We start from the raw sequence: 5,343 nt of genomic DNA on the forward strand, positions 1-5,343 counted from the left end.
TACGGACGATGATCCTCCTCTCGCGTCTGCTGCACCGCTTCGATCCATTGTTGGATCTCGCCTTTCGCGTTGCCACCAAGCCCCTGCCGCGAGCCCCGCTATGTTGATGCCGACCACTCGGTACGGCACCGCGCAGGCACCGCGCGCACGCCTCAAGCAAGTGATCGACTTGGCGCATCAGGCCTTGCTCGCCTTGCAGGCCGAAGACGGCCATTGGTGCTTCGAGTTTGAGGCAGATTGCACCATCCCTGCCGAATATATCCTGATGATGCACTACATGGATGAGCGCGATGCCGAACTTCAGGCAAAGCTTGCCGTCTACTTGCGTCGCCATCAGGCCGATCATGGCGGCTGGTCGCTCTACTATGGCGGGCGTTTTGATATGAGTGCCTCAGTGAAGGCCTACTACGCCCTGAAAATGGCGGGCGACTCGCCCGACGCACCGCACATGCGACGCGCCCGTGCCGCCATCCTCGCCCATGGCGGTGCTGAGCGATCCAACGTCTTTACCCGTATCACCCTGGCCTTGTTCGGTCAGGTCCCATGGCGCGCGGTGCCTTTCATTCCGGTGGAAATCCTGCTCTTTCCCCGCTGGTTTCCCATGCACATCTATAAAGTGGCCTCGTGGTCGCGTACGGTCATGGTGCCGCTCTTCATCCTCTGCAGCCTGAAAGCGCGGGCGAAAAATCCGCTGAACATTGGGATTGCAGAGCTGTTTTCTACGCCGCCCGAAGCCATCAAGGATTATTTCTCCTGCGCGCGGAAGGGAGTCGTGGCGCGGGTGTTTCTTGCTTTCGATCGCTTGGGTCGGGGAATCGAGCCCTTCCTGCCGGGAGTTCTTCGCCGTCTTGCCATTCGCCGTGCCGAGGCCTGGTTCATCGAGCGTCTCAATGGAGTTCATGGCGTCAATGGTATTTTCCCGGCTATGGTCAATGCCCATGAGGCCCTTGCGCTATTGGGGTATCCCGCCGACCATCCCTATCGGCTGCAAACCAAAGAGGCATTGCGCAGGCTCGTTGTCGAGCGCAGTGAAGAGGCTTACTGTCAACCCTGTGTGTCGCCGGTTTGGGATACTTGCTGGGCGCTGCGTGCCTTGCTCGAGGTCGAGGCGCAGCCGAGTGCCGCTGCCCTCGGTGCCATGCGCTGGCTGCTCGAGCGCCAGATTACCGATGCTCCGGGAGATTGGCGCGAGAGTCGACCGCAGCTACGCGGTGGCGGCTGGGCCTTTCAATACGAAAATCCCTATTATCCTGATCTCGACGATACGGCGGCGGTTGCCTGGACTTTGCTTTTGGCCGGCCGAGTCGAAGATCGCCCCGCTCTGGAGCGGGCAGCAGACTGGTTGGTGGGCATGCAGTCGCGTAATGGCGGTTTTGGCGCCTATGACGTCGATAATACTCGCTACTACCTTAATGAAATCCCCTTTGCCGACCACAAGGCGCTGCTCGATCCGCCAACCGCGGATGTGAGTGGTCGTGTGCTTGCCTTCCTGGCTGCTTTGGGGCGTCCGCAGGATCGCCCCGCCATCCAACGGCTCGTGCGCTATCTGCTCGCCGAACAAGAGCCTAATGGCTCCTGGTTTGGTCGTTGGGGGACCAACTACATTTACGGAACCTGGTCGGTGCTCACCGCTCTTGGCGAGCTCCGCGATCCCAGTTTGCAGCCGGTCATGGAGCGGGCGGCAGATTGGCTGCGGGCGGTGCAACAAGACGATGGCGGTTGGGGGGAGAGCAATGACTCCTACGCCGAGCCAGGTTTGGCCGGGCAGGGGCAACCGGCAACGGCGGCCCATACCGCCTGGGCCTGTCTGGCCCTGATGGCAGCCGGTGATCGTAATAGCGATGCCCTCCGACGCGGGATTGCTTGGCTACAGGAACACCAAGGCAGCGACGGCCAGTGGCATGACCCCTGGTTCAATGCACCAGGATTCCCACGGGTGTTTTACATCACCTATCACGGTTACAAACTGTATTTTCCGTTATGGGCGCTCAGCCGCTATCAGAAGCTCCACGCCCACGCTTAGGTCTCTGCGTGGCCTTGGCGGCGGAAGCGCGGGCGCTTGGCGTTGGCGTTCATAACCCACGGCGAGTACAAGCCTATGCCGGTGGTGACTACGCCATTCTCGCGGGTATGGGGCCGGAGGCGGCCCGTTCGGCAGCCTCGGCCTTGGTAGCGGCGGGTGCGCAAGCGCTACTCAGCATCGGCACCGCCGGTGCCTTGCGGCAAGATCTGCGAGCCGGTGATCTTTTGCTCCCCGACAAGATCCTCTGGCAGGGAAGGGAGTATCCCGTCGATCAGCATCTTGCCGAGAACTTTCCTGTATCTTGCCCGGCGGCACCGAGGGGTGCTCTGCTGACCCTGGCGGCGCCACTCGCAACGCCGGCCGCCAAGGCGCAGGCAGCGGCCCAGGCCCTGGCCGTCGACATGGAGAGCGGCGCCGTAGCCGCTCTGGCACAAGAGCTGGGGATGTCCTTTCTGGCGCTACGAGTGATTGTCGATAGTGCCGATAGTCGTTTGCCGCAAGCGGTACTCCACGGTGTCGACGCTTTTGGGCGCCCGCTTCTGCCTGGGTTTGTCTGGCAACTCATACGCCGCCCACAAGACATCCCGGCCTTACTGCGCCTGGGTAGGCAGATGCAGGCGGCGGCAGCGACCCTGCGGCATTTGCGCGGTCCTTTGCAGGGGAGGGCGGAACGATGCGTGCCTTGATCACCGGGGCCTCGGGCTTTGTGGGTGGTGCCGTGCTGCGGCGCCTGCACTTGGAGGGGGTACAAGTACGAGTACTGGCGCGTCCCCAGGCCGATGACAGCAATTGGGCGGGGTTCCCGAATATCGAAGTCGTGGAGGGTGATCTCCGTGATCCGGCCAGCTTGCAACGGGCGGTAAGCGATTGCCGTTGGGTACTTCACGTTGCTGCCGATTATCGTCTTTGGGTTCCCGACCCCGACGCCATGTACCAAGCCAATGTGGCAGGCACCGAAGCCCTGATCCGCGCCGCACAGGAGGCCGGAGTGGAACGCATCGTGTACACCAGCAGCGTTGCCGTGCTGGGTTTTCGCGCCGATGGTCAGCCCAGTGACGAGGAAACCCCTTCCTCCCTGACGGATATGATCGGGCATTACAAGCGCTCCAAGTTTCTTGCGGAGGAGCGGGTGCGAGCTCTTTGTCGGGAGGAAGGCGCGCCCGTGGTCATCGTCAATCCGTCCACGCCCATCGGCCCCGGCGATCGCAAGCCCACCCCCACCGGGCGCATGATCGTAGAAGCCGCTGCAGGCAGGATGCCCGCCTTCATCGATACCGGGCTCAATGTCGTGCATGTGGATGACGTGGCCATGGGGCACTGGCTCGCCCTCCAGCAGGGTCGCGTTGGCGAGCGCTACATCTTGGGCGGCGACAATCTTTCCCTGCAAGCCATCCTGACCCGCATCAGCGGATTGACGGGCCGACCGTCGCCGCGGCTGCGCCTACCGCGGCGGCTGCTCTTTCCTGTGGCCTGGTTGGCGGAGTCCTGGGTGCGCTGGCGGGGGAGAGGGGTGCCTCTCGTAACCCGCGACGAATTGCGCATGGCGGCGCACCGCATGTATTTCGACTCGCGCAAGGCGGAGCAGGAACTCGGCTATACCCATCGCCCGGCGGAAGAGGCCTTGCGTGATGCCGTGGCTTGGTTCTCCCAACACCAATATTACTGACGCGTGGCGTACCTGACCGACTTTCTTGCGGTACTAGCAGTTTTCTCCGCTATCTACTGGGCCATGGCGTGGTGGCAAATCGAACGCTGGCGGCCACGACTCCCCGAGGATGGAAGGGCGGATGGCCCGCTAGCGGAGGCCCCCGGCGTCAGTATCCTCAAGCCGCTGCATGGGGTGGAGCCTGAGCTGCTCGAAAATCTGCACAGTTTTCTCGCGCAGGACTACCCCCGCTATGAAGTCGTCTGCGGGGTGCAGGATCCCACAGACCCGGTTCTCGCCCTGTTACAACAACTGCCGGTGCGCGCAAACCTGCATATCGTCGTGCACCAGCAGGATCTGGGCGGCAACCCCAAGGTCAGCAATCTCGCCGGTATCTATGCCCAGACCCACTATCCGCTACTGGTATTGGCAGATGCCGACATCCGCGTTGGCCCGGCTTACCTGGTGCAACTCGTGCGCGAATTGCAAAGGCCCGGGGTTGGTGTCGTGAGCTGCCTGTATCGGCCGCGGGTTGCAGGCGGCTTCTGGTCGCAGGTGCTCGGCGTGCAGATACAGGAGCACTTTTTGCCTTCGGTGCGCTTGGCCAATTCTCTTGGGCCCAACGTCTATTGTGCCGGGGCCAGTATTGCCATACGCCGCGAAGTCTTCGAGGCTTGCGGTGGCTTTCCTGCCATTGCCCCGGCCCTGGCCGATGACTACGCCATCGGTGCCTCGGTGCGAGCACAGGGCTATCGCAGTGTCGTTAGCGATTATGTCGTCGAAACCATAGTGGCAGAGCCAGGTTTTGCTAGTTTCTACCGCCATGCCCTACGCTGGGCGCGCACTACCCGTACCGTGCAACCCTGGGGGCATGCCTTCTCCTTTCTCACCTATCCGCTGCCCCTCAGTCTTCTCCTGGCAGCCTTTCTGGGCAAAGCCGGCGCGGCCTTGCTGGTGCTGGTTCTCGTCTTGCGCCTCGTGTACCATTGGCGGATTGTACGCAAGCTGCGTTCGCCGCTGCCCCTGTCGGCGGTGCTTTTGGCCGACGTCCTCGGCTTCTGGATTTGGGCGCACGCGCAGGTAGCAAGTTCAGTGCATTGGCGCGGTAGGAATTTTTCCATCGACGCCCATGGGCAATTGCATGACGGAGTAGAGCGATGACGATGAAAACCCTGTTTCTCCAGGCCCCTTCCTTTGAAGGCTTTGATGGCGGGGCGGGTTCCCGCTATCAGGCGAAACGAGAGATTCGCTCTTTCTGGTTTCCCACCTGGTTGGCGCAGCCGGCAGCCATGATTCCGGGCAGCCGCCTTCTCGACGCGCCCCCAGCCGATATTACCGTTGAGGAAACCCTGCGCGTCGCAGCGGGTTACGAATTGTGTATTATGCACACCAGCACACCGTCGTTCCCTTCGGATGTGCGTATGGCCGAGATGCTCAAGGCCCACTATCCCAAGATGATGATCGGCCTGGTCGGTGCCAAGGTGGCCGTCGAGCCCGAAGAGTCACTGCAGGCCTCCCCCGCTATCGATTTCGTGGCGCGAGAGGAGTTTGACTACACCCTCAAGGAAATTGCCGAGGGTCGTCCTCTGTCGGAGGTCGACGGCATCAATTATCGCGACGCCAATGGTCTACTGGTACGCACTCCTGACCGCGCCATGATCGAAGACATGGACGC

Annotated in this window: 4 protein-coding genes and 1 pseudogene; all 5 read left to right on the forward strand. The window is 62.0% G+C overall.

Annotated features, from left to right (window positions below):
* The first annotated feature begins 100 nt into the window (after nucleotides 1-100).
* The gene (gene shc / locus RTI30_RS12345; RefSeq protein WP_312261106.1) at nucleotides 101-2,023 is read left to right on the forward strand and encodes a squalene--hopene cyclase; all 1,923 of its coding nucleotides are present in this window, start codon (nucleotides 101-103) and stop codon (nucleotides 2,021-2,023) included.
* Nucleotides 2,024-2,031: 8 nt separating this feature from the next.
* Nucleotides 2,032-2,709, forward strand: a complete 678-nt coding sequence (locus tag RTI30_RS12350) for a 5'-methylthioadenosine nucleosidase (protein ID WP_312261108.1) — start codon at nucleotides 2,032-2,034, stop codon at nucleotides 2,707-2,709.
* Nucleotides 2,697-3,689 (forward strand): hopanoid-associated sugar epimerase, encoded by a 993-nt coding sequence (gene hpnA / locus RTI30_RS12355; protein WP_312261109.1) that lies wholly within the window; start codon nucleotides 2,697-2,699, stop codon nucleotides 3,687-3,689. Before RTI30_RS12350 ends, hpnA begins: the two co-directional genes overlap by 13 nt.
* A gap of 3 nt (nucleotides 3,690-3,692) precedes the next feature.
* Complete coding sequence (hpnI, locus tag RTI30_RS12360) at nucleotides 3,693-4,829, forward strand: bacteriohopanetetrol glucosamine biosynthesis glycosyltransferase HpnI (protein WP_312261111.1); 1,137 nt, start codon at nucleotides 3,693-3,695, stop codon at nucleotides 4,827-4,829.
* Nucleotides 4,826-5,343: pseudogene (locus RTI30_RS12365) on the forward strand (hopanoid biosynthesis associated radical SAM protein HpnJ); the annotation flags it as partial. The gene hpnI and the pseudogene RTI30_RS12365, both read left to right, overlap by 4 nt.

It is taken from the genome of Candidatus Igneacidithiobacillus taiwanensis, assembly GCF_031962545.1.
Lineage (GTDB): Bacteria > Pseudomonadota > Gammaproteobacteria > Acidithiobacillales > Acidithiobacillaceae > Igneacidithiobacillus > Igneacidithiobacillus taiwanensis.